The sequence below is a fragment of the Paenibacillus sp. J22P169 genome (assembly GCF_059691995.1).
Genome location: NZ_JCAUAO010000009.1, coordinates 1 through 26,959 on the forward strand (window position 1 = coordinate 1; position 26,959 = coordinate 26,959).

General features: G+C 46.8%; 21 protein-coding genes. 6 read left to right on the forward strand and 15 right to left on the reverse strand.

From position 1 onward, the window contains the following. Positions 1–529: 529 nt before the first annotated feature. The 3 genes from AC58QG_RS29010 to AC58QG_RS29020 form a co-directional block, all read right to left on the reverse strand. Positions 530–1,597 (reverse strand): lactonase family protein, encoded by a 1,068-nt coding sequence (locus AC58QG_RS29010; protein WP_497365553.1) that lies wholly within the window; start codon positions 1,595–1,597, stop codon positions 530–532. A gap of 1 nt (position 1,598) precedes the next feature. Next, on the reverse strand, positions 1,599–2,258 hold the full coding sequence (locus tag AC58QG_RS29015; protein ID WP_497365554.1) for a DUF2238 domain-containing protein: 660 nt from the start codon (positions 2,256–2,258) through the stop codon (positions 1,599–1,601). Between the two features lie 101 nt (positions 2,259–2,359). Next, a complete protein-coding gene (locus tag AC58QG_RS29020) occupies positions 2,360–3,205 on the reverse strand; it encodes a helix-turn-helix transcriptional regulator (RefSeq protein WP_497365555.1) in 846 nt (281 codons plus the stop codon). Positions 3,206–3,339: 134 nt separating this feature from the next. Between AC58QG_RS29020 and AC58QG_RS29025 the strand changes: the two genes are divergently transcribed. From AC58QG_RS29025 to AC58QG_RS29040, 4 genes are all read left to right on the forward strand, one after another. Further along, positions 3,340–4,335 (forward strand): Gfo/Idh/MocA family protein, encoded by a 996-nt coding sequence (locus AC58QG_RS29025; protein WP_497365556.1) that lies wholly within the window; start codon positions 3,340–3,342, stop codon positions 4,333–4,335. A gap of 29 nt (positions 4,336–4,364) precedes the next feature. Further along, on the forward strand, positions 4,365–5,303 hold the full coding sequence (locus AC58QG_RS29030) for an aldo/keto reductase (RefSeq protein WP_497365557.1): 939 nt from the start codon (positions 4,365–4,367) through the stop codon (positions 5,301–5,303). Positions 5,304–5,780: 477 nt separating this feature from the next. Next, the gene (locus AC58QG_RS29035) at positions 5,781–6,389 is read left to right on the forward strand and encodes a c-type cytochrome (RefSeq protein ID WP_497365558.1); all 609 of its coding nucleotides are present in this window, start codon (positions 5,781–5,783) and stop codon (positions 6,387–6,389) included. A gap of 237 nt (positions 6,390–6,626) precedes the next feature. After that, on the forward strand, positions 6,627–7,382 hold the full coding sequence (locus AC58QG_RS29040) for a DeoR/GlpR family DNA-binding transcription regulator (protein WP_497365559.1): 756 nt from the start codon (positions 6,627–6,629) through the stop codon (positions 7,380–7,382). A 70-nt stretch (positions 7,383–7,452) separates the two neighbouring features. Here AC58QG_RS29040 and AC58QG_RS29045 read toward each other — a convergent pair whose 3' ends face one another. From AC58QG_RS29045 to AC58QG_RS29080, 8 genes are all read right to left on the reverse strand, one after another. After that, on the reverse strand, positions 7,453–8,715 hold the full coding sequence (locus AC58QG_RS29045) for an MFS transporter (RefSeq protein WP_497365560.1): 1,263 nt from the start codon (positions 8,713–8,715) through the stop codon (positions 7,453–7,455). A gap of 161 nt (positions 8,716–8,876) precedes the next feature. After that, entirely contained in the window at positions 8,877–10,508 is a 1,632-nt protein-coding gene (gene nagZ, locus AC58QG_RS29050) for a beta-N-acetylhexosaminidase (RefSeq protein WP_497365561.1), read from the reverse strand. 27 nt (positions 10,509–10,535) lie between these two features. After that, complete coding sequence (locus tag AC58QG_RS29055) at positions 10,536–11,351, reverse strand: carbohydrate ABC transporter permease (protein ID WP_497365562.1); 816 nt, start codon at positions 11,349–11,351, stop codon at positions 10,536–10,538. Continuing rightward, a complete protein-coding gene (locus tag AC58QG_RS29060; RefSeq protein ID WP_497365563.1) occupies positions 11,348–12,232 on the reverse strand; it encodes a carbohydrate ABC transporter permease in 885 nt (294 codons plus the stop codon). The genes AC58QG_RS29055 and AC58QG_RS29060 overlap by 4 nt, the downstream gene beginning before the upstream one ends. A gap of 14 nt (positions 12,233–12,246) precedes the next feature. After that, entirely contained in the window at positions 12,247–13,593 is a 1,347-nt protein-coding gene (locus AC58QG_RS29065) for an extracellular solute-binding protein (protein WP_497365564.1), read from the reverse strand. A 94-nt stretch (positions 13,594–13,687) separates the two neighbouring features. Beyond that, positions 13,688–15,286 (reverse strand): response regulator, encoded by a 1,599-nt coding sequence (locus AC58QG_RS29070; RefSeq protein ID WP_497365565.1) that lies wholly within the window; start codon positions 15,284–15,286, stop codon positions 13,688–13,690. Beyond that, positions 15,283–17,097: a cache domain-containing sensor histidine kinase gene (locus AC58QG_RS29075; RefSeq protein WP_497365566.1), complete on the reverse strand. Its 1,815-nt coding sequence runs from the start codon at positions 17,095–17,097 to the stop codon at positions 15,283–15,285. Before AC58QG_RS29075 ends, AC58QG_RS29070 begins: the two co-directional genes overlap by 4 nt. Positions 17,098–17,147: 50 nt before the next feature. Next, the gene (locus AC58QG_RS29080; RefSeq protein ID WP_497365567.1) at positions 17,148–17,591 is read right to left on the reverse strand and encodes an OsmC family protein; all 444 of its coding nucleotides are present in this window, start codon (positions 17,589–17,591) and stop codon (positions 17,148–17,150) included. A 688-nt stretch (positions 17,592–18,279) separates the two neighbouring features. Between AC58QG_RS29080 and AC58QG_RS29085 the strand changes: the two genes are divergently transcribed. Next, a complete protein-coding gene (locus AC58QG_RS29085) occupies positions 18,280–18,960 on the forward strand; it encodes a DUF559 domain-containing protein (RefSeq protein ID WP_497365568.1) in 681 nt (226 codons plus the stop codon). 450 nt (positions 18,961–19,410) lie between these two features. On the opposite strand, the gene AC58QG_RS29090 is transcribed toward AC58QG_RS29085, so the two are convergent. Continuing rightward, positions 19,411–21,177: a methyl-accepting chemotaxis protein gene (locus AC58QG_RS29090; protein ID WP_497365569.1), complete on the reverse strand. Its 1,767-nt coding sequence runs from the start codon at positions 21,175–21,177 to the stop codon at positions 19,411–19,413. Positions 21,178–21,386: 209 nt separating this feature from the next. Between AC58QG_RS29090 and AC58QG_RS29095 the strand changes: the two genes are divergently transcribed. Then, on the forward strand, positions 21,387–22,319 hold the full coding sequence (locus AC58QG_RS29095; RefSeq protein WP_497365570.1) for a diacylglycerol/lipid kinase family protein: 933 nt from the start codon (positions 21,387–21,389) through the stop codon (positions 22,317–22,319). Here the strand turns inward: AC58QG_RS29095 and AC58QG_RS29100 are convergent. The 3 genes from AC58QG_RS29100 to lpdA all read right to left on the reverse strand — a co-directional run bounded on the left by AC58QG_RS29100 (position 22,316) and on the right by lpdA (position 26,959). Then, positions 22,316–24,514, reverse strand: coding sequence for an AMP-binding protein (locus AC58QG_RS29100; RefSeq protein WP_497365571.1), 2,199 nt, complete (start codon positions 24,512–24,514; stop codon positions 22,316–22,318). The genes AC58QG_RS29095 and AC58QG_RS29100 overlap by 4 nt on opposite strands. A gap of 107 nt (positions 24,515–24,621) precedes the next feature. After that, positions 24,622–25,353: a glycerophosphodiester phosphodiesterase gene (locus tag AC58QG_RS29105; RefSeq protein ID WP_497365572.1), complete on the reverse strand. Its 732-nt coding sequence runs from the start codon at positions 25,351–25,353 to the stop codon at positions 24,622–24,624. A gap of 190 nt (positions 25,354–25,543) precedes the next feature. Continuing rightward, positions 25,544–26,959 carry a dihydrolipoyl dehydrogenase gene (gene lpdA / locus AC58QG_RS29110; protein ID WP_497365573.1) on the reverse strand — a complete coding sequence of 472 codons (1,416 nt, stop codon included), beginning with the start codon at positions 26,957–26,959 and terminating at the stop codon, positions 25,544–25,546.

Genomic DNA, 26,959 nt, shown 5'->3' on the forward strand with positions numbered 1-26,959 from the left:
CGTACAAGGTCGAATAGCACAATTGGTTACATGTCCCCCGCACAATTCGAGCAGCTCTACTACCAGCGGTTAGCTTAACTTAGTGACGTCCACTTTCTTGACAGAAGAGCATTATCATCACTACAGCGATGGATTCGGCGTATTCTGCCAGTTCCACGTTTGGTAGTTATGTTTTTCATCACTATAGACACCAGTGAGCAATTTGGCGCGGCTGTAGTCATGTTTTTCATCACTACAGCTAATGAACCAGCCGTACTGATTACTCACTATTACTCTTCATTAATCGACCGACATTCTCATTAAGCTACCTCTAGCCACTATCCCCTTCGCTCAGGAGCAAGCGTCGATCCACATTCTGAGCCAATGGGATAGTGCCCATAAGTTTGGGCAATAAAGGTCTTCCCCCGTCTGCGAGCCCAGCTTTTAGGCCCCACTAGGGCCTAAAAGCTCCCGCCGCACGCCAATACAAAAAAATGAAGGAGCAAATGGAAACTTGCCCTTCATTTTCGGAATTAGCGCTTGACGCTTTCTATAAAAATCTCACGCAAACCGGTCGCGATACCGCTGCCGTTTGCCCTGTTTCTTCCAGCATCCCTGTCTCCGCATCCCTGCGGAAAACAACGACGCTGTTCGAATCCTGATTCGCCGCGAGCAGGAACTCGTCCTGCGGCGAAAGCGCGAAGTTCCGCGGCGTCCGCCCCCGCGTCGACTGCCAACCCACGACCGACAGCGTGCCGCTGTCTCGGTCGACCCTATAAACCGCGATACTATCGTGTCCGCGGTTTGATGCATACAAGAAGCGGCCATCCTCTGCGAGGTGGATGTCCGCGCAGTAGCTAACGCCGCCGAAATCCTCCGGCAGCGTCGACAAGGTCTGGACCGCGGCCAAGCTTCCCGCGGCCGCCTCATAAGACAGCACCGTTACAGTGCTGTCCAGCTCATTGATCGCGTACACGTACGTACTGTTCGCGTTAAACACCAGATGCCGCGGGCCCGCGCCCGGCTTCAAAGCCGCTGTGCCATGCGGCAGCAGATCGCCGCTCTCCGCGTCAATGCGGCTAACGACCAACCGATCCAGGCCGAGATCGGCTGCAACCGCAAACCGATTGTCCGGAGACGGGACAATCGAGTGCGCATGCGACGCTTCTTGGCGATCCGCTTGCGGTCCAAGTTCGCCCTCATGCTTGATCAGCTGCGTATGTTCACCCAGACCGCCGCCCGCTTCTACGGGAAAAACAGTCACATAGCCGCTTAAATAATTGGCCACATACACCCTGCGGTTCTTCGCATCCAAGCTAATGTAGCATGGTGCAGAACCATCTGCCGGTTGTTGGTTGATTCGGCTCAATCTCCCTGTGCCCGCTTCAATCGCATATGCTGCTGCTGAGCCTCCGAAACGTCCCTCGTATGTTTCTGTTTCACTCACAGCATATAGAACTGTGCCTTCTTTGTTCACCTCTAGGAACGAAGCATTCGGTAAGTCGCTGTACGTTTCAACCAGCGTTAACTCACCATTTTGCCCATTAAAGCTATATAAAGAAATGCCCACCGGATGCTGTTCATTCGTGTATGATCCGATATAAACCCATTTTGCCATTTTACAATTCTGCCTCCCCAACGTCTCTATGATTGGTTTTCACTTGCCATCGACTCCCCAATGCCGTCACACACATCGCAATAATTGCCCCATATAACGCAAGCTCCATATCATGATGGGCATCCCAAGGATCTCCCTGTGCACCAACAAATAAAGTACCTATTTCTGGAGCTACGATCTTCGCAACCCACATTTCGATAAGCTCATAGAAAGCACCCGTAGCCAAAACGATAACACACGTCATTACATAAATCCATCTTCTCCCAAGCTTAGTCCAGGCCCTCATGCCTTCATGAATCGGATAGGCACATAATAACCCAAAGCTCAGATGAACAAGCCGATCGAAATGATCACGTTCAGACCCAAACAGGCTGCGCAACCAAGGATCGAACCACGTGCCATTGTAAGAAAAATGGGCTCCTATGCTATGCAGCAACAGAAAGCTAGCAAGTAATCCATAAGATAAATTCGAAAATGTAAACACCCTATAAGTAGCCACAATCCCAATCAAAGCTGCCCAAATCAATAAGTTTTCCAGCACCCAATCACCTCGGCTATGCGGACTAAACGCTAACCATCCCCATACACCAAGCCAAATCACCATCATCACATGCAAAATCCAATTTGTTCGGAAAGGTTTTTTATTCGCTTTACTTGGCATCTGCACAGCCCCCTTATCATCTCTTCAGACTAAGAGTACCGTGCAGGCGTGCCTTCCAAAAGTACTAACTTTTTCTAGTACTGCGCCTCAAACCCATTCTTTCAACTAAATAAGCCTTTCATATATAAGCTGCGGAACTCACTCGGTGTTATGCCTTCATGCTCATGAAATCGCTGATTGAAATAGCTCGCAGAGGTATAGCCCGCCTCAATCGCGATGTCCTTGATTGGCCAATTTTCTTTCTCAATTAAGCGCTGCTTAGCAAATTGAATCCGGCAAAGCGTAATGAACGAGAGTGGTGTCATCGACGTCGCTTTGCGGAATATTTTGCAAAAGTAGTACGTACTCACGCCTGTGAGCTCCGCCCACTCCTCCAGATTGAAGGGCTCGCATGCTCTTCTCTGCATGTCTGGAAGCAAGGCTAGTATCCGATCCACCGATTCTGTCCCTCGATTGACCGTTAACGGCGTGGCATAACTCATGAATTCACACAAAATCATATAATTCAATGTGCTCAATTGTGTGGGGCGAAGAATTTGATAACTTTCAGCTTCTACTAGCATCTCATTGAAAGCTTTCTCAAGCTCAGCACTTCTTTTTAACGTCCACAGATTGCGCAGAAACCCTTTCTCCAACAGAAACTCCTTGATCTGATCCCCATAAAAATGCACCCAACGAATATCCCACGGGTCATCTTTCGAACTGTAATAACGCTGCTCTTGATAGGGCGGAAATAAGAAAGCATCCCCCTTCTGCAATGTGTACTGCTGCCCCTCGAGCTCCACATAGCCCTTCCCTGATATCACAAAATGCAAGCTATACGTCGACCACAAGCCCTCTGGCCGCTCAACTTCATGATTGATCTCTTCTCGATACCAGCCTACGGATTCTGGGAATATGAAGAAAGTGGATTGCTGTAAGGTAGGTAACATAACCTGACGGCGCATCTAGATCAGACCTCATCTCTAATGACAATATTACGATAGTCGATTCAATATATTGTTATATTCATTTTAAATAACTCATTTTATAATAGCAATATAACGTTACATATTCCGCAAGACAAAGGAGAAATGCTGTCATGACTAAACTTCGTTGGGGAATTCTAGGCTGCGCAAACATTGCCATTCGGGCCTGTATCCCAGGGATTCAACAATCCCAGACAGGTGTTGTAAGTGCAATTGCAAGCCGCAACTTGGAAAAATCACAAGAAGTAGCCGTTCGACTTGATATCCCGAAAGCTTATGGAAGCTATGAAGAATTAATTGAGGATCCCAATATTGATGCCATCTACATCCCGCTTCCGAACCATCTACATAAAGAGTGGACAATCCGTGCAGCGAAGGCTGGCAAGCATGTGCTGTGTGAGAAGCCTGCAGCTTTGACGACAGCCGAGGTTCAAGAAATGGTTACAGCCAGTGAAGAAGCCGGCGTGCTGTTTGCCGAGGCATTCATGTACCGCCATCACCCTCGCTATCAGCGTGTAAAAGAAATCATGCAATCCGGCGAAATCGGAGATATTCGTGGTATTCACGGCACATTTACATTCAGCAATCCAAATGATAGCAAAAATGTTCGTTACGTCCGCGCCTGGGGCGGCGGCTCCGTCTATGACGTTGGCTGTTATCCGCTCAGTGCAGCTAGATTTTTACTAGAACGAGAGCCTGAGGCTGTCACTACCCATGCCTTCTTCTCTCCTGAGCACGATAACGTCGATATGATGATGTCTGGACTCGTTGAATTCAGCGGCAATGTCGCCCTCACGTTCGATTGTGGGATGTGGGCATCGTTCCGAAACACGCTCGAGATTCTCGGATCTAAGGGACGTATTGTAATTCCTTCAGCTTTTATAACGCCAACCGAAGAGTCTGGTCATTTCCAAGTCTATGTTGGCAACGAGCAGCGCGAAGAAAAAGTTCCTTTCCTGAACCAATACGCCCTTCAAGTCGACGATTTGGCGTACGCAGCATGGGGGGAGAGAGCTCAACGCTTCCCTGCACAAGACGCTATTTCTAATATGAAAATCATTGACGCTTGCTTGCAATCGGCATCAGAACGTACACGCGTGCAGCTTTAATAATTTTATCGAGAGGCTGGGGAACTTACATGAAACATATTCAAATTAAAGGGTTAGATAAACCGGTATCCAAGCTGGTGATGGGCTCTGACTTTTTTAGATTGGACAACAAGCAAGAGGTAAGTGACATCCTTCATCATTATCTCGCTATTGGCGGAAACACCATTGATTCCGCTCACATTTATTGCGGCGGGGAAAGCGAGCAAGCGATTGGTATTTGGTTGGATGAAACGGGGAAAAGGGAAGAAATGGTGCTCTTCACCAAAGGTTCTCACCACGATAAAAATGGTCCGCGCGTGAATCCAGAGGCTATTCGCCAAGACCTCATGACAAGTCTCGAACGGATGCGTACAGACTACATCGATTTGTACGGTTTACATCGGGATGACCCAGCAATTCCTGTTGGCGTCATTGTTGAAGCGCTGAATGAGCATCTGGAAGCTGGCCGTATTCGTGCCTTCGGCGGCTCCAACTGGACGCATCAGCGTTTGCAAGAAGCGAATGATTACGCCGCTAAGCATGGACTCGTTGGCTTCAGCTTCAGCTCGCCTAACCTTAGTCTCGCTAAGCCGAATGAGCCGTTCTGGGCTGGCTGTGTATCTGCAGACGAGGAATCCTTGCGCTGGTACGAAGCACAACAGTTTCCACTGTTGTCATGGTCTTCACAAGCGCGCGGTTTCTTCACCGGCCGGTTCTCGCCGGAGATCCGCGATAACGCTGATCTCGTTCGCGTATTCTACAGCGACGAGAACTGGACGCGGCTGCAGCGGGCACAGGAGCTCGCGCAGGAGAAGGGCGTCAGCGCGATCCAGATTGCGCTCGCTTACGTGCTGAGCCAGCCATTCCCGGCGTGCGCGCTGATCGGCCCGCGCACGGAGGCCGAGATGGTCTCCTGCCGCGACGGCGCAGAGCTTGTGCTTACGGCGCAGGAGCTGGCCTGGCTTGATTTGACAGGAGCTGCCGTGTAGCTCTCGGAGGTTCATCCTTTGCGACTCACGCTCGCGCATCAATTTACAGCCCAGCAAAGCCCTTTGTAACAAGGCTTTGCTGGGCTTTTTGCGGAGCTACTTTCCTGCTCCCCCAAACTCGCTTCTTTCGATGACTTGCTGCTCCTTCTGCAGCTACTCCCCCTACACATTCACGCAACTAACTGTATAACCTACAGCTAATTGCTCCCATTTCCTGCTTCAAAACAATCTAAATGGAAAACCTACAGCTAATTTCCTACCAAACACGCTATATGACCTAATACCAGAAATTTAACTACAGGAAATCCATCTAATCACGATTTTCATTCCAAAACTCGCAAATTACCTGTAGATCATCCATTTGTTCAGGGATACCAGTCCTTCCCCTATTTTCCTATCACATTCATCGGTGATAAAACCGAAATCAGTTATCCTCCGTTACCTTAAGTAGAATATACAAAAAGGAGTTGGATTGTCTTGAACAAATGGATACATATGAGCATCTGTGGAATGATCCTACTCGCTGCCACGGGGTGCAGCGAGAAAGCTGCCGTACCAGCGACCAGCTCGCCAGCCGCTGTCACCACCGCGCCGACACCCGTCACGACGACGGCGGTCGCATCCGCAACGCCGACTCCACAGGTGTCGGCTCCAGCAGTAACTGCGGCGACGCCAACCCCGGCGCCTGCAGCGAGCACTTCGCCGCAACCGCAAGCTGCGGCGACACCTTCACCATCACCTTCGCCTACGCCCGCGCCGGTGAAGTCAACCCCAACGCCGGCGCCTGCAAGCGCGACGCCATCGCCTTCCCCATCACCTACCGTCAAGCCGGAGGCGACGGTAAGCACTACGCCTAGCACCAGCGCGAAGGCCGAGCTGCTGTACAAGGACAACTGCCTAGTCTGCCATGGCGCAGGCCTAACGGGTGATTACGGCCCGAACCTGACGAAAGTCGGTTCACGCAGAACGAAAGATCAAATCGTAGCGCAAATCATGAACGGTAAGGTCGAAATGCCGCCTTTCAAAGACAAGTTGAACGCAGAAGATATCGAAGCATTAGCGAATTGGCTCGCAGCCAAAAAATGAGCATAAGCTTAAGAACAAAAGCAGGCATACCTTTCAATAAGGATGCCTGCTTTTTATTTCAAGAAATGCACGCTTCAAGCAAAAACGAAGGCATAAACGGCTGTTACACGCATGATCTAATGGACGACCATCCGTTCCCATGATAAGATATAAAGAAGCGTTAATTTTGGCAAAATAAGCATGTTTTACATAGAATCGTTACTTAGCTTTCCAGACAGGAAGCTGTTAGGAGGTACCATGGGAAAGACCGATGTTCGCCGAGATGCCATCATGCATGCGATCAAAGATAAAGGCTCCATTGCCTTGACGGATATTGTGAAGCAATTCAATGTCTCCGAAGCAACAGCACGTCGAGATCTAGAAATTCTTGAGCAAGAGAAGCGCTGTATCCGCACTTTTGGCGGAGCTGTACTCGAAAGCTTGAAAGTGGAAGTCCCGTTCTTTAATAAAATGGAGCTCTACACAGAAGAAAAAAAAGAAATCGCTGACAAAGCCCTTCGTTACATCGAAGATGGCGATATTATCGGACTAACGGGCGGAACGACTACGACCTTTATTGCCAAAAAGCTGAACCAATTCAAAAATTTGACTGTCATTACGAACGCCGTGAACATTGCCTACGAGCTCATCGGTACGCCGGGGCTGCAACTGATTTTGACTGGTGGTGTGATTCGCACACAAACCTTTGAACTATCAGGTCCGCTGGCGAATGCCACACTCGAGAATCTCAGCATCCGCAAAACTTTCATGGGCTGCGACGGCATTTCCCTCTCTCGCGGAATGATGATCTACAATGAACTTGAAGCTGAGACGAATCGCCGCATGATGAAGCAATCCATGGAAACGTATCTCGTGGCTGATCACTCCAAGTTCAGCCGAAGCTCCTTATTTGTGATTGGTGAAGTACAAGAAGCCGTCGGCATCATTAGTGATTCCTCGATCACACCCGAAATGAAGCTAGCCTTTAAGGAATCCGGCACGCCCTTCCTTTAATACCTATGTACATCAAAAAGCGATATCTCAGGGTTCACTCCCAGGGATATCGCTTTTTCGCTCTTAAAGCCTATTTTAGTTCACTGCTCGGCAGTGGAATTTGCCCTGACTTCATTTTCAAAGACGGCACCATAATACATACGCCGATCACAAACAATAACGCCGACGTTAGGTAGATCGATTCTAGGGAGAACTGTGCTTTAATCGTCCCGGCCAAACTCATCATGATCACCATCGCCCCCATAAAGAGCGGAGTTAATATACCATTTACACGACCGACGAAAGATTCTTCGGTATTTCCAAGAATTAACGTACTAATCCCAATCTGGATAGCCGGCATGACAAGTCCTGAAATGAACTGCATGGCAAGCGCTAGCCAGAACAAGTGCGTCATCCCTAGCAAGGCAAAGGTAACAGCACTAACAGCCATACCAATGGTAAGCATTGCCTGTGGGGATATTTTTTTGGAGAACGCCATCGTTACTCCCCCGCCTACAATCATCGCCAGCCCATTGGCAACCATAAACCACTGCAGATTTTCCTTGGGCAAGCCCAGTTGCTCCGTAACAAGAAAAATACCAAGCGGGCTAATTAAACCAATGGCCAGACCCGCAACAGCGAAACATCCGCCAAGGATAACTAGCATTTTGTTTCTTAACACATAACGAAAGCCTTGACCCATTTCGGCAAATATATGCGTTGTCCGCGGCTCTGAAGACTTCTCTTCTTTGCGATCTGCGGGCAGGAATGTAAGGACCAATGCTGATAGTATGAAGCATCCTCCCATAATCGCAACGGCCGTTTCAATCCCAAAATGGTAGTAAACGAAGGTTCCTAGAATCGGTCCCAAGATCATAAAAATCGCCATCATGGACTGAAACATCGACATTCCCATTTGCATTTGGGATTCATGAACATGTACTTTGAACAGCTTCATCCCGGAAGGTTGCGAGAATTGGGATAAGATGGATGACACCAAGGTGGCAAAGAAGATGGCTTTCCAAGATCCCATATACAACGTAATCAAAATAACGAACACGGAGGCTGCGCTCAAAATATCGCACCAAACCATCGTCAACTTCGGCCTCCAACGATCCGCGAAGGCTCCGCCAATGAAGGAGAAGAGGAATATCGGTGCGAACTCTGCAACGGAAATTAAGGATACCGAGTAAGGATCGTTATTCGTCATATCCGTCACATAGAGAAGTATCGCAAAATTGCGAATCCATATCCCGACTTGAAGCAAAAGGCCAGAAAGCATAATCGTTTGCACGAATCGACTGGCAAAAAACGATTTCATCGTTGGCTCAGCTTGAGCATTTGATTGGCTCATAAGAAAAGAAAACACCCCTTTGAAATTAGATCACTTGTGAAATGCGTGAATTGTGCGCATTCTTCCTACGTAAACGGAAGCAAAAAGTTTCACAAGCCTATCTGATTTTACTAAGAGATGTTGAAAGTTTCTAGTTAAAAATTATGTATATTTATTTTCCCCTAATCCTGTCTCCATCCAATCGGATATTGCTCAGATAAAGTCACAGGTAACCGCCCAACGGCTGCTTCACGACCAAGCAACACATTAGCTAGAGAAACCATCGCCAGCGGACGATTCTCGTAGCAAGCATAGTACGTCTTCACTTCAGGGAATTCAAGCAAATCATACGGATTACGTCCTGCCGCAACGATAAGATGCACCCCATCTAATTGCGTTAAAGCTTTGACCAACGCGGTTTGACCAAAGGAGAAGGTCGCATTGTATGTAACGATAACGACTTGCTCTACGTTTTCACAAACCTTGATCATCTCCGCAATTTCCTCATATGTTGGTTGGAGCCCTAAATAAACCTCACGAACGGACTCTCCCGTCAACTCGGACAGCACGCTGCCAAGAGTTCCCTCACGGTCTACAACCTCGTCGATCTCCGTACCCGATTGAACTTCTGTCCAAATCACTAACGTTTTATCGTTGATCTGAAGCACCTTACCAACCTCGTCTTTGACTTTGGTGATGCTCTTACGACTTAGCTCTTTAGCCAGCAGTTGATGTTCAGGTGTCGAGATAGGCCCTTCCGGAAGTGGAGTTAGCGTATCGAAGCGAATCTCCCGCTTATATTTATACGTCATTATACGCAGCACAGACTCATCAATGCGCGCTTCAGAAATTCGACCGCTTTCCACTGCCGCAACGACAGCTTCCATGGCCGCGATCTGACGCTCCAACTCATGACTAACCAGCAAAATATCCGCTCCCGCTTCTAATGCACGAACAGCACCTTCAGCTACGCCGACACCTTCGGAGATTGCTTTCATCTCTAAGCAATCCGTCACGATAAGTCCTTTAAATCCAAGTTCACCGCGCAGCAATTCCGTCAGTATCTTATACGACAACGTCGAAGGTACACTGCTGTCTTCCAAGGCTTCGAAAACCACATGCGCGGACATGATTGCATCTACGCCGCCTTCTATCGCCTTGATGAACGGCGCCAGCTCCAGCTCCATCAACCGCTCCATGCTATGTGGAACAACCGGCAGATCATGATGGGAATCCGCTGTTGTATCCCCATGACCAGGGAAATGCTTCACCGTTGCGATAACGCCCATGTCTTGCAAGCCCTTAACAGCGTGCGTACCCATATCACTTACAATCGCCGCTGTTTCACCATAAGAACGAACCCCAATAACAGGGTTTAGAGGATTATTGTTAATGTCTAAGCAAGGCGCCAAGTTCATGTTCACACCCATTTGGCGAAGCTCTTTCCCCATCACCTTCGCGCTGGCGTAGACGCCAGATGGTGCAAAGGCAGCACCTAATGCCATATTACCCGGCAGTAACGTTGCTCCTTTTTCGACTCGCGACACCATGCCGCCTTCTTGATCCACAGTGATAAATAACGGTTGGCCGCCGCTTCTCAAGCTTATGTCTTGTAAATCGGCTGACAGTTGAGCAAGTTGATGCGCGTCCTTCACATTGCGACGGAAATAGATAACACCGCCAATTCCATATTCCTCGATTAATTGCGTAATGTGCGGGTTAGGTGCTAGGGCATCGAACCCACAAGCGAAGAGTTGTCCTACCTTTTGACGTAAAGTAAGCGGCTTATAGTTCGTAGTTCCATCAGTTGACATGTATGTACACGCTCCTCGAGTGAATAATTATGCTTTTATATTTTCCATGATGCCTTTTTGTAAGATGAGATACATCACGACAACAGGAATCATGCTGATCATAATCGCCGCGCATAGCGAGCCATAGTTCATATTCAATTGGTCATAGAAGGCTACCATACTTACTGGGAGCGTGCGTAACTTCTCTTTGGTCAGAAACAAATTAGCCATAATGAATTCATTCCAGCTCGTCAGAAAGTTAAGCATAAATACAGTGAACAATGATGGAATGGAAATTGGGACGATGAGCCGCCACAACAGCCCATAAATAGAAAGCCCATCTATGATGCCGGCTTCTTCCAGTTCATTCGGTATCGACGTAAGGAAGCTGCTCACCATGAACACGGTCCAAGGCAACCCTAGCGTCACATAGGGCAGAATGAGCGCAAGCGGGGTATTGTATAAGTGTAAATTCCGTATCAGCATATACAGGGGAACAAGTAAGGAAGCTGCAGGCACAAGCAAGGCCAGGATCAGAATCCTTTTCAGAACAAGACTTAATCTTGGAAATGACATCCGTGTTAATGCATAGGCGGTCGCCGTCCCTAAAGCGAGGGAGACAACAGCTGAAACCGTCGAATTGATCACACTATTCATAAAATATTGACCCACATGAGCACCAGTCCAAGCATTCCAGTAATTCGATATTAAGAAGTCTGCTGGAAAGGACCATGGAGCCGTAATGATTTCTTTATTTGTTTTAAAAGATGAATTCAACGTCCAGCCGAGTGGGAATAAAATCAACCCTATGTAGATCATTAATACCGCATGTGGAAATATACGACGAAGGAGGCTTCCTCTCAAAATCGCACCTCCTCCTGTTTTCTTGTGAGCCAGCCGAATAAGGATGTTAAGACAGCTGTAAAGAGAAGGATCAACACCGCAATGCTGTTTGCGTAGCCATACTCGCCGATACGATAAGCTTTTTTTATCATATAGGATGCCATAACTTCCGTAATTCCATAAGGATTACCACCCGTCATGACTACAACAATGTCCATCGCTTTCATGCCACCTGTAATGGATAAGAGCATCATAACGAATATAACCGGCCTTAGCAGAGGCAAAATGACGAACCATGCTTGTCTGAGGCTGCCTGCTCCATCGAGTTGAGCGGCTTCGACCAAATGCTTCGGAATGGCATAAATCGCGGATACTACGAGCACCACATAGAACCCCATCCATTGCCAAGCATTTGTAATCAAAATCGAAAGCATCGCCGTCGCTCCATCTGCCAGCCACGCATGCTGCCACTTGGTTAAACCAACAGCTTCCAAAGCTTGGTTAAGGAGACCAGCCTGGGGATGATAAATGAATTCCCAGAGCACACCTACGACCGCAGTGGACAGAATCGTGGGGAGAAAAATCAACGTTTTATAAAACCCGATCCAACGTTTTATTTGACTCACCAGCAGCGCAATGGCAAGAATAATGGGAATTTGAATTCCAATGGAGAAGCCAATGAAATACAAATTATTTCGCACAGCAATCCAAAAGTATGGATCTCCAAAGGCAGTTATGAAATTGTCCAGCCCATTAAATCTCGCTGGGGAGATGCCATTCCACTCTGTAAAACCGTAACGCAGCGACATTGCCATCGGATAGATGAAAAAAATCGCGAATATGAGCATTGTTGGCAAAGTAAAGAGCGTATAGGCCCATGCATTTCTTCCCATTTTGTTCATATGTCATCCTACTACTATTTGGTATGGGTTTCTTCTTTATTCGAAGCCTCCTGCTGCTTTTGTAAATCCGCCATCAGCGAGGCTGGATCTGTTCTCCCGCCTAGCAACTCCTGCATCCCGCGCTCAAGCTTTTCTCGAACTTTCGTCTGAATACGAGAATCGAAGGCAGGAAAGGTCCCTTTACTATTCGCAAACACATTCAAAATTTCAGTGATCAATGGATTCACTTGATTCGTATCTTGCAGTTTCATTGCAGGAGGCATGCCTTCTTCAACGAGTTGTCTTTTCTGCATCGATTCCGTGTACATTTGCTTTATAAATTCTTTGATCGCGATCAGTTGCTCTGGCGTGACCTTACGAGAGAAGCCATAGGCATTAGACCAGCCTCCATTGATATACCCGTCACCAGGCCCACCCATGGAAGGGAAATTCATGAAGCCGACATGCTGAGCTATCACGGATTTCTCAGGATCAAGGAGCGGCGTATTCGCCCAGCTGCCATCAAACATGAAAGCCGCGCCTCCGCTGCTGAATGTATTTTGCTGTTCCGCATATGCAAGCGCTAGACTGCCATCCTGGAAATAGTCCTTCTGAATGAGCGATTGATACTGTTCAAAAGCTTTCAATACTTCAGGGTCCGTCCAATGCTGACTTCCATTTAAGAAGCCCTCGATCGAATCCGCTCCTGCTGTACGTACCCACATCGTATTAATCATCATATTAATAACCCATGAATCCTTGGCTGCCATGGCAAAAGGAGTAATTTTGGCAGCTTTCAGCTTCGCCGCAGCAGCTACAAGCTCGTCCCACGTTTGGGGCAATTTGATCCCCTGCTCTGCCAAAATCTTTTTGTTATAGTACAAGCCTTCCACATAACCAGCCATGGGAATCCCATAGATTTTGCCATTGACTGTGAATTCTTCAAAACTATAAAACTTATCCGTTAAGCCAAGCTCCTGCAGAATGGGTGTAAGGTCGAGCAGCCGATTCGCCTTCACATAATCCTTCGTATCCGTGCCTCCGAACAGATCAAAGATTTCTGGCGGATTGCCAGCAGCCATTTCTGCTCGCAGCTTTTCAAAACGATTAACCTTATCCTCAACACCATCGAGCGTAATCGTCAAGCCGGGAACCTTCGCCTCGGTCGCTTTCACAACATCCTGCAGCATAGCCAATCGCTTCTTCTGTGTATCCTTCACCTGTGTATGCCGAATTGTCAGCAGAATGGGCGTATTCTGTACCCCTTTACCGCCAGCCGCATCACCCTGTGAATCCGATTGGTCCTTAAATATACTGCAAGCCGACAGGGTGAGAGTGAGAGCCACGGCACCTGCGCCTAACAAAAGTGTTCGTTTTCTCATCAACTAGGTTCTCCTTTACGCTTACCATTTAAGTATAATTGAACCCTTGTATGTACTAAAGACAGATAAATTCCTTATCTAGGGGCAAATTCCTCTAGTTCCCTTCCTTCCGTTTATCACGATACTCAGAAGGAATTTCGCCGGTAAACTTCTGAAATACTTTGGTAAAATAGCGTCGTTCAATGTACCCTACACATTTCCCAATATCCGTAATGCTTTTGTCACTGTGAAGCAACAAGGATTTCGCCTGCTCCATCCGATGCTTCGTTACATGCTCCACAAAGGTTTCCCCAAAATGCTGTTTAAATAACAAACTGAAATAACTCGAGCTAATCCCTAAGCTGCTTGCAATGTCCTCGATACCAAAATCCGTCGAATAATTCGTACGTATATACTCCTTGGCTGCAGCCATCAGCAGCTCACTATTCTTCTTCTTGTTCGTACCCTCCAGCCCGATCGATACAAGCTGTACCATAACCTGCAGCAGATGCGGGATGCTTTCGCTTTTATCCAGCTCACGCCAAATCTGTTCTTCCTCTCCGCTATCAAGGGCATTCATTTCACGCAGTTCTCGCAGGACATGCAGGATGAGATAGTGCAGCATCTGGTAGGCTCTGGCTATTGACCCTTCCGATAGGCCTTCTAACAGCAACTTAAGACGATACAGCGCATCTTCGGTCTTGAGACGGTTCAACTGCTTCAGTCCCGTTACAATTTCCTCCACCAAAAACCAAAGCGAGCTACTGGCATCAGCAGATTCTTTCACCTCTTTGTAAGGAAGTACAGATTGATGCTTATCTAAATTCAACTGCATGAATCGTTGCAGCTTTCGATAGGTGTCTGCAAGCTGTTGCAACCCTACAGGCCCTGGAAAGTAGCCCACGTTGATCCCTAGCTTCACGGACTGAAGGACATTGTGTTGCAGCTTCGCTGCTACTTCGCTCAGCTTCGATTCGACAGATTCATGCTCAGCATCCTCCCACGCCATGAGCAGCGACCATTCCCCTTCTCGCATTTGCAGAACGGTGAACTGTGATGTCTCATCTGCCAAGGAATCCTGCAGGACATTCCGCACTGCGAAGTTCCACAGTTTACGTTCTTGCTCTGACCACAGCAGTGATTTCTGAGAGTAATTATCGACATCAATCATGGCGAATACATATCTCAGTGTGTCCAAATCACCTTGATCAATGGGGAGCCTTGTACTTGCTGTAATATCAGTATAGTCCAACAGAATATCCTGCAAAATCTTCTCGTAGGCCAAGCTTCTAAGTTTCCCCCACTTGAGGAGTTCCTCTTGCTCATTCTGTTTTTTGGCACGAATTTCGACAGCGAGTCTACGAATCGAGTTCTCAAGCTCTTCGTAATTGATCGGCTTTAAAATATAATCACTGACGCCAACTCTCAGAAGCGAACGCACATATTCAAAATCCTGATACCCCGTCACCATGAGCACAGTGCAGTCCTCATTGATTTCCCGAAGCTTATGGATAAACGTAATTCCGTCCATTTGCGGCATCCGAATATCACTCATCACGATATCTGGGATATGTTGAACACAGAGCTCCAAGGCCTCAAGCCCATTTTTGGCTTTGCCCACAATATCGATTCCGAGTTCTTCCCAGGGGATGACCGCCTGTAAATTACGTAAAATATTAGGCTCATCATCTGCCAATATAGCCTTCAACCTCACCCTACATCCCTCTTTCTCTTCGGAATTACAACTTTCATCGTCGTTCCTTGTCCTTCTTGCGAACAAATAAACATGCCATAATGCTCCCCATATTGAATACGGACTCGATCCGCTACATTGCTGACGCCAAGGCCTCTTCGCTCTTCATTCGATTCCAGAATTTCATGAAATGGGGTCTCCAGCTCTGTTTTATAATGGAATTTCGCTAGCTTTTCGTTACTAATGCCAACGCCGTTATCCGTCACATACAGCCCAATGCGATCTCCTTCGTCCACGACCCTTATCGTGATCAAGCCCATATAATTAATCGGTTCAAAACCATGCTGCAAGCTGTTCTCAACAAGCGGCTGAAGCGTTAGCTTCAAAATGTCCTCATGGAGCAGTTCCGGAGGCGCCTCAATGGTATATTGGAACTGATCCTCAAAGCGGAACTCCTGGATTTCCAAATAACTGCGCAAGTGCTCAATCTCCTGCTTCAAGGTAATTTCTTCTCGATTTTCCATCCCGATCCGCAGCAGATTCCCCAGACGAATGACCATTTGACTGACTTTCTTCCCCTGATTTTGGATGGCTAGCACATTGATCGACTCGAGTGTGTTAAACAGAAAATGAGGTTTAATCTGCGCTTGCAGCAGCATAAGCTCGGCCTTATTTTTCCGGTCCTGCTGCCGCTTCACTTCTTCGAGTAGATCCTCGACCCGCACAACCAGACTGTTAAATCCTCTTGCCAGCGCTGTCGTTTCGTCCTTCCCGCTCACTTCCAAGCGTGTGGTCAGATCACCCCGCTCTACTTTCTTCATAGAATTCAGCATGCGGAGAATCAATTGAATAATCCGTCTTACGAAGACGAGGTTATACACGAGTGCAAAGAACAAACAAATAAACGTAATTCCTGCTACTAGCTTCATAATCGTCTCAATTTCCCCAGCGACATATTTCCACGAGGTTACTGACACAACACTCCAGTCCTGAACACCCATCTGATTTATATTCAAATGGTACAAGGAAATAAGGCTTTTTTCATTTTGAAAATTGGCCTGGAAGCTGTAATTATTAAGTCCAAGATCCAATTTACCCTGAGTTAATTGCAGGACATTCGCCCCTTCTAAACTTTGCTTATTATCATAAAAAATGAGTCCATTTTTGTTAATCAACAGATAACGCTTGGAGCTTTGTTCATTCGTATTGAAGGACTTAAAGATTTGATCCAGCTCATTAAATTTAAATTTCAGCAGCATATAGCCGAGATTATCCATCGTCCAAAAATCCTTGACCATCCTTGCTTGATAAAACTCTCCGCGGCCTGAACCGAACTCCTTGAATTCGGAGGGTCCTATCCAAAGTGGGCTGCCGTTCAACTCTTGAATATGTTGGAAGGCCATGCTTTGCTGAATCGTTTGCCATGGAATCGCATTTCCGCTCGTACGCCCAGCACTGAAGGATTTGCCCCCATTGTTGTAAATAACGACAGACTGAACAGGCGAATACGTAAGGATCGAGCCGCGAAGCAGTGTATCAAACGTATTCAAATCATAAGAGGAGAGTGTGTCTGCGTCCGGTTTTGCGGTATCTATCGTTCGATAAATCCCTTGAATACTATCTTTCACCATCCAGAAATCGGAGAAATAGTTCGCTTCCTTGAACATGTAATAAATATTGCGAGAGATCGCTTGCAGCGTTACTTCTGTTAGATCCCCATATTTTTTCTCAATAAGCTGCTGAGAGACTGTGTATACCGCTGACCCTAGGACGAATAAAGGGATGATAATGAAAAGCAAAAAACCGATAAATACTTTTTTGTTCAAATTCATCGCTGCACGGCTCTCCTTCTGGATAGAATCAGTTAATCCGACTACTTCATCTATGCTTCCAAGATACGAATCTCAGGCTCAACGCTAATTTGCACATTGCCTCTCAAAGCTTTGCTAATCATACAAGTTTGTTCAGCGCGGAATGCAGCTTTGCTTATTTTATCCAATTGCGCTTCAGTTGTATCAGATGGCACTGAGATGAGGGGACGGTGTATAATCGCATTCACTTTCATAGTCGGTCGATTCTGGACATAGATGTGGGAGTTGAGCTCTAGGGATACGATTCCTTCTCGTTTGAGCAGCGTGCCCAGTGTAATGATATAACAGGTTGCCGCGGCACCGAGGAGCATTTCTTCCGGATTCGTTCCCACTCCGGGCCCGTCAAATTGTCTAGGGACGGAAATGGGCGTTTGGAAGCCCTCCGCTTGTATATGACCTGTGCCATCAAGGCCGCCTGACCAGGTTGTTCTTAGTTCAAAGGCTTGTTCGACCATCGGTTCTACGCCTCTTTCTATATATAGTTGCACGGTAATTGAGACTAGATATCGTAATCAAAAATACTTGCTGCTATCATTAACAAACCTTTGGTTGATTTGATTTTATTGTAAAGGAACATAGCAAAATTCACCAGCAATTTGACGCTTTCTATCAGAAAACTGCAAGATAAAACGAACAACATAAAAAATCGTTCCCGCACCGAATCAGCACGAAAACGATTTATCTAAAATCAATTGATCTCTATGAAATTGCGTAATTCATGTGTTGGAATCAAAACAATGAAAGCCCTACCTCTCTTTCATCCTTGCGGCTCCAATGACCGCGCCAGTGCGAATTGCGTTACAAACACTTACTGCCGAAACACTTACGTTGCCTCGGGTTTACCATAAATGAGCTGATGGACTGCGCATTGGGAGAAAAACAAACAAGGAGAGGGGGTTACTTTCTTCTCGCTAATCGTTCGTGTGGGGTAAATGAGGCTAAATATGAAGTGTTTATATGGTTTCATTTCAATCAACTTTAATATTATATAATAATTGTACATGCGTGTCAATACGGTGGTGATATACGGTGCGTGTGTGCTACTATATAGAAATAGTTGGTCGTAAAGAATACGCCGCTTTTCTTAATTCAGCCTAGTCTGAATTAGAGAAGCGGCTTTATTTATTTCAAGGAGGTATCCCTGTGAAAATAGAATTTGAAGTGGCACATGATGGATTTATCGCTTACCACGCATCTACTCGAAAAGGTGACTCTCTTCGCAGGCTGCTGGAGGGCCACAGTCATGCCGAGAAATTATTTCTTTTGCAGGTGTGGTGGCTTGCCTTTAAACATTTTAATGATCTTCATCCCGAATATGAAGTGAAAGACTTCCGAGATGGAACCAGATTCATTGATTTTGCTTTTATCAAACATACCCTCAAACTTGCTATAGAAATTGATGGATTCGTAACACACGCCTCGCAAATTAGCCGCTCCCAATTCTCAGATCAGCTGCTTCGTCAGAACCACCTTATCATCGATGGATGGCGAATACTCCGTTTCTCCTACGATGATATCAAAGATCGCCCCCGCATGTGCCAACAGGTCCTACAACAATTCATGGGCCGCTATCTGGGCATGAACGATGGTTCAATCGAATCGATGAGCTACGTGGAGAAGGAAGTCTTGCGTTATGCGTTAAAAAGTGAAGGCTCCCTTACAACTCAAGATGTATGCCAAGTACTCTCTATCGAAGCTCAAAAAGCACGACAACTGCTCAAGGTCATGCATGAGAAAAACATGCTTGAACCCTCAGGAAAAGGGACTCAACGGATCAGATGCTACCGCCTTACAGCTGAAATACTTCAGCAAATGATGGGTTAGTGCGCATGACTTCGGCGGATTCGACCCGCTACACCTTCTATAGTGATGTTTTGCATCACTATAGTGTCAAGTTCACCCTCTGCCGCTGCTGTAGTGATGTTTTTCATCACTACCAGCATGACTTGCGGCGCATTCGACCCGCTATACCTTCTATAGTGATGTTTTTCATCACTATAGTGTCAAGTTCACCCTCTGCCGCTGCTGTAGTGATGTTTTTCATCACTACCAGCATGACTTGCGGCGCATTCGACCCGCTACACCTTCTATAGTGATGTTTTGCATCACTATAGTGTCAAGTTCACCCTCTGCCGCTGCTGGTAGTGATGTTTTTCATCACTACCAGCATGACTTGCGGCGGATTTCCCGCCGCTCTCCCGCTGTAAGCGTGTTTTTCAAAGCTCTACAGCGACAAACCAAAAACCCGCAGGCACAATGCCCGCGGGTCCTCATCTACACCTTAAATTTCTGCAACGAAATTTGCAATTCCTCCGCCAGTCCTGCTAGGGACTTCGCGGAATTCTCGATTTCCTCCGTGGTCGACATTTGCTGCTGACTCGCAGCCGATGTCTCTTGGCTGACGGAAATCCCCGTCTCCGAAACGGAGCTCACAATGCGCATCACTTGCTCGATGCGCAAGTTCGCTTCCACGAGTTGGTGAATGCTCTGATTCACATCTCCCACTTTCGTATTTACCTTCTCGACCGAAGTCTCGATATGTACGAACGATTCTTGCGCTTCCTCCGATATCGTCAATCCCTCTTGCACTTTCCCTGCACCCGTATGCATGGAACTTACGGCTTGATTGATCTGTCTTTGGATCGTCGACACCAGATCCGTAATGTTACGCGCGGAAGTGGACGACTGCTCCGCAAGTTTACGTACTTCCCCAGCAACGACCGCGAAGCCACGTCCAGCTTCCCCCGCGCGTGCCGCTTCAATCGCTGCGTTCAATGAAAGCAGGTTCGTCTGCGTCGAAATCTCATTAATGACATTGACGATTTCACCGATTTTATGTGCATTTTTGCCCAGTGCTTCAATAACCACATTAACGTCGCGAACGGCTTCTGAGATCTCAGACATCTGACCCGCAATTGATACGACGGACTGCTTACCATTCTTAGCGGCTCTCGTCGCCTGATTCACAAGATTGGCTACTACTTGCGCGGACTCATCAATTTGCTTCGTGCTTGTTAGCATCAGACCAACGGCCTCATTCGCTTGCGTAACACCAGCAAATTGCTTATCGAAATCTTCCGACAACTGCTGACTCGAACTAGCAACCTGTTTCGCTGCCATCGAGCTTTGCTCCGAGCTTGCCAGAAGCTCTTCTGAGCTCGCAGATAGGGTTAACGCATTATCTGAGATCTGCATAACTAAGCTGCGTAAGCTCCCCGTCATCACATTAAAAGAATTGGTTAATTTACCTACCTCATCCTCATAAGGGTAGTCCATTGTAACCGACAAATCACCACCGGCTGCTTTCTCCATGCTTTCTTGGAGCTTGCGAATTGGCGTAGAGATGATCATGTTCAACGTTAGAGCACCCAAAGTCATCACAACAATCGCGATGATAATCGTTAAAATGATGACCCAATGAGAAGTCGCCGAATCCGAGCTACTCGATTTCTGGAATTGTTCAGCCGCGGATTCCTTGAGCCCGACGAGCTTATCCAACGCTTCTACCGTCTTATCCCCTTGTGGGGATACTTCATTGTTGTAAACCTGATAAGCCACTTGATTATTTTGCGTCGCTTGATCAATGGTTTTGGTGACGACTTCACGATATTTCAGATTCAGCTCCTCAAAGCTTTTGAAGGCTCCTGATTCTTCCGCATTCAGTGCAATCCCCGCGATTTTCGTTACTAAATCTTTATTTGTACCGGAGTTCTCATCTAACTTTGCTTTGAGCTTGGCCTTATATTTCACATCCGTAGACAACATCATTTCAAGCAAATTAGATTCGGTTTCATTGAAATTTGTTTTTAATTGATTAATCCATTTGACAGATAGCAGACTTTCCTCGTACATTCTAGTAGAATTACTAGACATCTTGTCCATATAATGATAGCCAGTAATCCCAACAATTAATAAGAATAAGATGGCTATCGCATTCATGAACAGCAATTTAAAACGAAGTTTCAGATTACGAAGGATGGACAGGTTGACGTTGAGCTTTCCTGTGCTATGCATGCTGTTCACTTTTGATTCGAATTTCAATGTTACCCATTCTCCCCCCCGAGTGTAAATCACAAAGCAGTCTTTCTCATGGCATGAAACCTAACATAAGAATAATTTAATTTACCTATGGTTTATTTTACAAAACAGTGCCCCTTATGTAAAGAAAAATTCATCTAAAACCTTATTACAACTATCATTCCTCCTACCAAATACTACCACTTCAATAAAAAGATAAGGGGCATATACACATGGAATCAATCGGAGTCATCGTGAACCCGCTTTCAGGCAATGGCAGAGGAGCTAACATCTGGGGAGAAATTCAATCCTACCTCCAAGCGAAACAAATCTCTTATCTAGCAAAATTAACAACGCAAGCAGGTGAAGCGACGCAACATGCCATAACGCTGATCCAAGAGCATCACGTTCAGCGTATTATTGTCATTGGTGGTGATGGTACCATTCATGAAGCGGTAGGCGGGGTTTGGCAGCTTCAAAAGAAGGGAGTAACTTGCCCCATTGCGGTTATTCCAGCAGGGACAGGCAATGATTTTGCCAAAGCCTATGGCATACCTAGTCATCCGCTTGAAGCCCTGCAAATCGCACTAACCGCTCCCAGCATGGTGCAAATTGATCTTCTTCATGCAATTCAAAACCAAGTGGCTGTGAATAGCATTGGTGCAGGCTTTGATGGGATGGTTGCCAAACTTACGAACGAAGCCAGCTACAAAAAGCTTTTAAACCGACTAGGACTAGGCAGACTATCCTATTTTATTTCTATACTCCGTGTGTTCGCAACCTATCAGCCTTCGACTGCATGGTTAGAAGTAGACGGCAGCGTAACTGAGCTACCTGACATGTGGCTGGCAGCCGTAGCGAATATTCCATTTTACGGAGGTTCGATTCAAATTTGTCCGACAGCAAGTCCAACCGACGGTATGGCTGATGTTGTTGTTATTCAAAGTAAAGGCCGCATTCGCCTCCTGCCGGTTCTTCTCACGGTGTACCAAGGGAAGCACACCCAGCATCCCGCTGTATCCTTCTATAAAGGAAAATCCATCTCCATTCGAACAGAGAAGCCCTTGCTTGTCCAAGCAGATGGGGAGTTCGCTGGCTCCACGCCCCTGCAAATCGAACTCATCCCTGCTGCCATTTCCGTCATCCGTTCAAAACCCACAGCTTAAGCTGTGGGTTTATCTTCATTATCTTCATCTATCTGCGCGACACCACTCGTCATCAGTGCCCATTGTTTCAATGTCACATAGTCAATCTTCCCGCTCCCCAATAGCGGCAGCTTCTCAATAAACCGAAGCTCAGAAGGCATATAAATCGCGGGCTGCCCCTCCTGTCTCATCGACTCGCGAAGCGCTTCAAGAGGACTCACCTTGCTGGTGTGAAAAACAATGATTCGCTCGCCTTTTCGCCGATCAGGCACATGTACCGCAGCGCAGACCGCAGGTGCCGCTAAATTCTTGGATACGAGCTCTTCCACCATAAGAAGCGATACTTTTTCTCCACCTATTTTAGCAAAAGACTGCAAACGTGCCTGAATGAACAGGTACCCTTGTTCGTCCAAGGTAACAATATCCCCGGTGCTATACCACTCCGAAGCAGGAACGAAGCCCTGGCTATGAATCAAATACCCTTTCATCACATTCGGACCTTTAACGAGCAAATGTCCACCTGTTGCAATCCCTTCCACTTCTTCCACCACGGCTTCAATCCCTGGCAGCAATTTGCCGACGGAGCCTTTCTTCGTGTACATCGGTGTGTTTAATGAAATAACAGGTGTTGTCTCCGTCGTACCATAGCCCTCCAGAATTCGAATCCCGAATTTATCCTGCCAAATTTGACGGACCTCTTCTTTCAGCCTTTCCGCACCCGCTACGACATATCGCAACGAATGGGCAAAATCATAAGGATGTGCCGTTCTCGCATAAGCGCCTAGAAACGTTGACGTACCGAATAGGATCGTAATATTCCGGTCATACACGAGCTCTGGAATCACTTTGTAATGCAAAGGATTGGGATATAAAACCAGCTTCACTCCCGAAAGAATCGGGAGCATCGTCCCCGCTGTCAACCCGAACGAGTGAAACATTGGCATGCTGCCAAGCACGCTATCTGAACAATTAAAGGCTATAACAAGCCTCGCTTGCTGTAAATTCGCGCATATATTTCGGTGCGTCAGGACGACACCCTTCGGTTTACTTTCACTGCCTGAGGTGAATAGAACGACTTCATTCTGACCAGCACCCACAGGCCCTTTCTTCCGCTGCAAAAAGTTGAACAAACCACTTAGCTTCTCTTGTAAAGTTAGCGCTTCCTTCACATCTTCGAGATAAATAAGCTTGAAGGAACTACTAGCTGTTTGGATAAATTCCGAAAGTCCCGCCTTCTCGATAAATACCTTGGACGTCAGCACAAAGTTCACTTCGGCTGTTTCACAAGCATCCAACATAGCCTGCCTGCCGGCAGAGTAATTCAATATCGCCGGTGTAAGGCCTAATCGAAATAGCGCAAATAACGTCACCACATGCCCCGCGGCATTGGGAAGCAACAGAGCTACTCGCTTCTGCCCCTGGAGAAGCTTCCCCAATGGAACTGCCAACGTATAGCTAGACAATTGCAGTTTCCGATAGGTCAATGCAGTATTACTTAGGACATCTTCACAAATAACCTTAGTTTGACCGTTCCTTTGAGCGGCCAATAGCAATTCGTTGAATAAGTTAATTTCTGGCTGGAGTCGACTTTGGAGCAAATGATGCAGCAACTTATTGCGAATAGCTTCCGTCGCTTGCTCCTTCTGAACTTTTCGTGTGTACCGCTCATCCCCTGCTGGGATTTGAAAAGCTTCGCCAAAAGCAATATTCACCCGAGGGAACCATCGTTGCTTTATTTTTCCTTTCAGATAAGAGAACTTCGAATACTCCAAACCTTGGATTGCAATCGGCACAATACGCGCCTGAGAACGGAGCGCAAGATACCCAATGCCGCCGTATATTTTCATCATCCCGCCTGTCGTCGTGATACGTCCTTCTGGAAAAATAACGAGCGGTGTTCCACTTACTATGGTTTTCAGCATTTTACGAACGGCATATGGATTCGAAGTATCCACGGTCATATGCGCCCTGAAGAGGAGTACCCACGCAAATCGCTTCGCAATGATCGTATTCACAACGAATGCCGCATCTTTAGGCAAAATCAAAGCGAGCAGCACGGCATCCAACAACGATACGTGATTTGGGATAAGTACCGTTTTTCCTGTCATAACGAGATTCTCCATGCCTGTCACTTTCACCTTAAAGGCGAACAGCACAAACAGACGCAAGCTCGGTAGTAAAAGCCTTACTAGCGCAACGAACATCCATTTGATCATGGGAATTCCCCCTATTGGTATCTCTTTCGAGTCTGTCAATAGTCATTGTATGCAGGAAAAAGAAATAAGACCTCAGCATGTGTATGCCTCGGTCCATTTATTATTAGCTATGTATTCAAATACGCCCTCAACCGGCTAGGGAAATCTGTAATAATGCCAGTGACACCTGCATCGATCATCTTTTTGTAGTCCGCAACCTCATTCACCGTATAGGGGTAGACCGCCAACCCATCTGTCGTGGCCAAAGCAGTATCCGCTTCATCAATCAAATGATAATGGGGATGCAGAGAGTAGACATCGACGTCAAGCAGTTTTGCATATTCCGCGTGATTAATGAGATTCGCTGCATACAGCAAGCCCACCTTCAACTCGGGTTCTGCCCGCTTTAAGCGCTGAATAACTTTATGGTCAAAAGAAGAAACAATGACGTCCTCATAGCGATTAGCCTCTTGCAGAAAAGCCAAAAGCGCCTTCTCCATTTGCCCTTCATAGGCATGCTTCACTTCCACATTGATCAGCGTACCACGCGGCACTAAATCAAATACCTCGCTTAAAAGCGGAATGCGTTCCCCCTTGAACTTTTCCGAAAACCAAGTTCCCGCGTCTAGCTTTTGAATGTTTTCCCATAGTTGACTGCAAATAGGTCCTGTACCATTCGTTGTTCGATCTAATGTTCCGTCATGGCAAACAACGATCTCGCCATCCTTCGTGATATGAACATCCAGTTCAATCGCCTGTGCGCCTTGCTCCAAGGCCAATGCAAAAGAAGCTAGCGTATTCTCCGGGGCTTCCCCCGCCGCGCCGCGGTGGCCGATGACAATCGGTTTCGGTGTATGCATGTTCAACGCTCCCAACGTTTTAACTTACATGACTTACTCCTTCAAATTATATAAGCAGCCGATTCGGGACGTCAATCCGTGCATCCATATATTTCCTAACTAATGAAAAGAGTCCCGTAGAGCGGCTTTGCAGCCAAGCTCCCGGGACTTTTATCTAAAGGTGTAGAAACCGTATGAATCTAGTTACAAATTATTTGCCAAGCTGGTGAATCGGGTGTCCAAGCGCACCTTCAGCAGCATCCATGATCATTTCAGTCAATGTTGGATGTGCATGAATCGTAAGTGCGATGTCCTCCAGATTAGCGCCCATCTCAACCGCAAGCGCAAGCTCACCGATCAAGTTTGAAGCTTCTGGACCTACGATTTGACCACCAAGCAATTGGCCCGTTTCTTTGTCGCCGACAAGCTTCACAAAGCCTTGAGATGCGTTCAAAGAGTTCGCGCGTCCGTTAGCCGCGTAAGGGAATTTACCAATAGTAACATTGATACCTTGCGCTTTAGCTTCGGTTTCGCTTAGACCTACACCAGCAATTTCCGGATCGGAGAAGACTACAGCTGGCATAGCTTTGTAATCTACGATGCTTGCGTGCCCAGCAATCGCTTCAGCAGCCACTTTCGCTTCATAGGAAGCTTTGTGTGCCAAGGATAGACCAGGAACAACATCACCAATAGCGAAAATGTGAGGAATGCTTGTACGACCTTGGTTATCAACTTCGATTAGACCGCGATCTGTCATTTTCAAGTTAATTAGGTCTAGACCAAGCTCGCCATCTGTGTTCGGACGACGACCTACAGTTACAAGAACGTAATCTGCAGTCACTTGTTTTTCTTCGCCTTTAACTGTAAATGTTACAGTAACATCGTTGTCGGTTTTCGTGCAGGATTGCGCTAGCGCTTCGGTATGAACCTCTACGCCAACTTTCTCTAGGTTCTTAGCAACAAGCTTCGTCAATTCTTTCTCGAAGCCTGGAAGCACGTGATCAGAGCCTTCCAACACAGTAACTTTTGTACCGAATTTCGCATACGTTTGACCAAGCTCGATCCCGATATAGCCACCGCCGATAACGATCATGCTTTTTGGAATCTCAGGCAAGTTCAAAGCTTCTGTTGAAGAGATGATTCTTCCACCGTAAGGGAAAGCCTTCAACTCAATCGGACGGGAGCCTGTTGCAATAATACAGTTTTTGAAGCGGTAACGCGGTGCTTCTGCATCATTGAACACACGTGCTTCGTGCTCGTTGATAAACATCGCTTCACCTTGGAACGTTTGGATCTTGTTGCCTTTCAGCAGTGCGCTTACGCCGCCAGTTTGCTTAGCAACGATGCTGTTTTTCCATGCTTGTACCTTCGCAAAGTCCACTTTCACATTCTCTACGGAGATCCCAATGCTGTCCGCATGCTGAGCGTGCTCATACGTATGCGCTGCTGAGATCAAAGCTTTGGATGGGATACAACCACGGTTCAAACACACGCCGCCCCAAGCGTCTTTATCAACAATAAGAACACTTTGGCCTAGCTGAGCAGCCCGAATGGCGGCTACGTAACCGCCAGGGCCTGCACCGATGACTAACAAATCTATATCTAAAGAAGCATCTCCCACTACCAT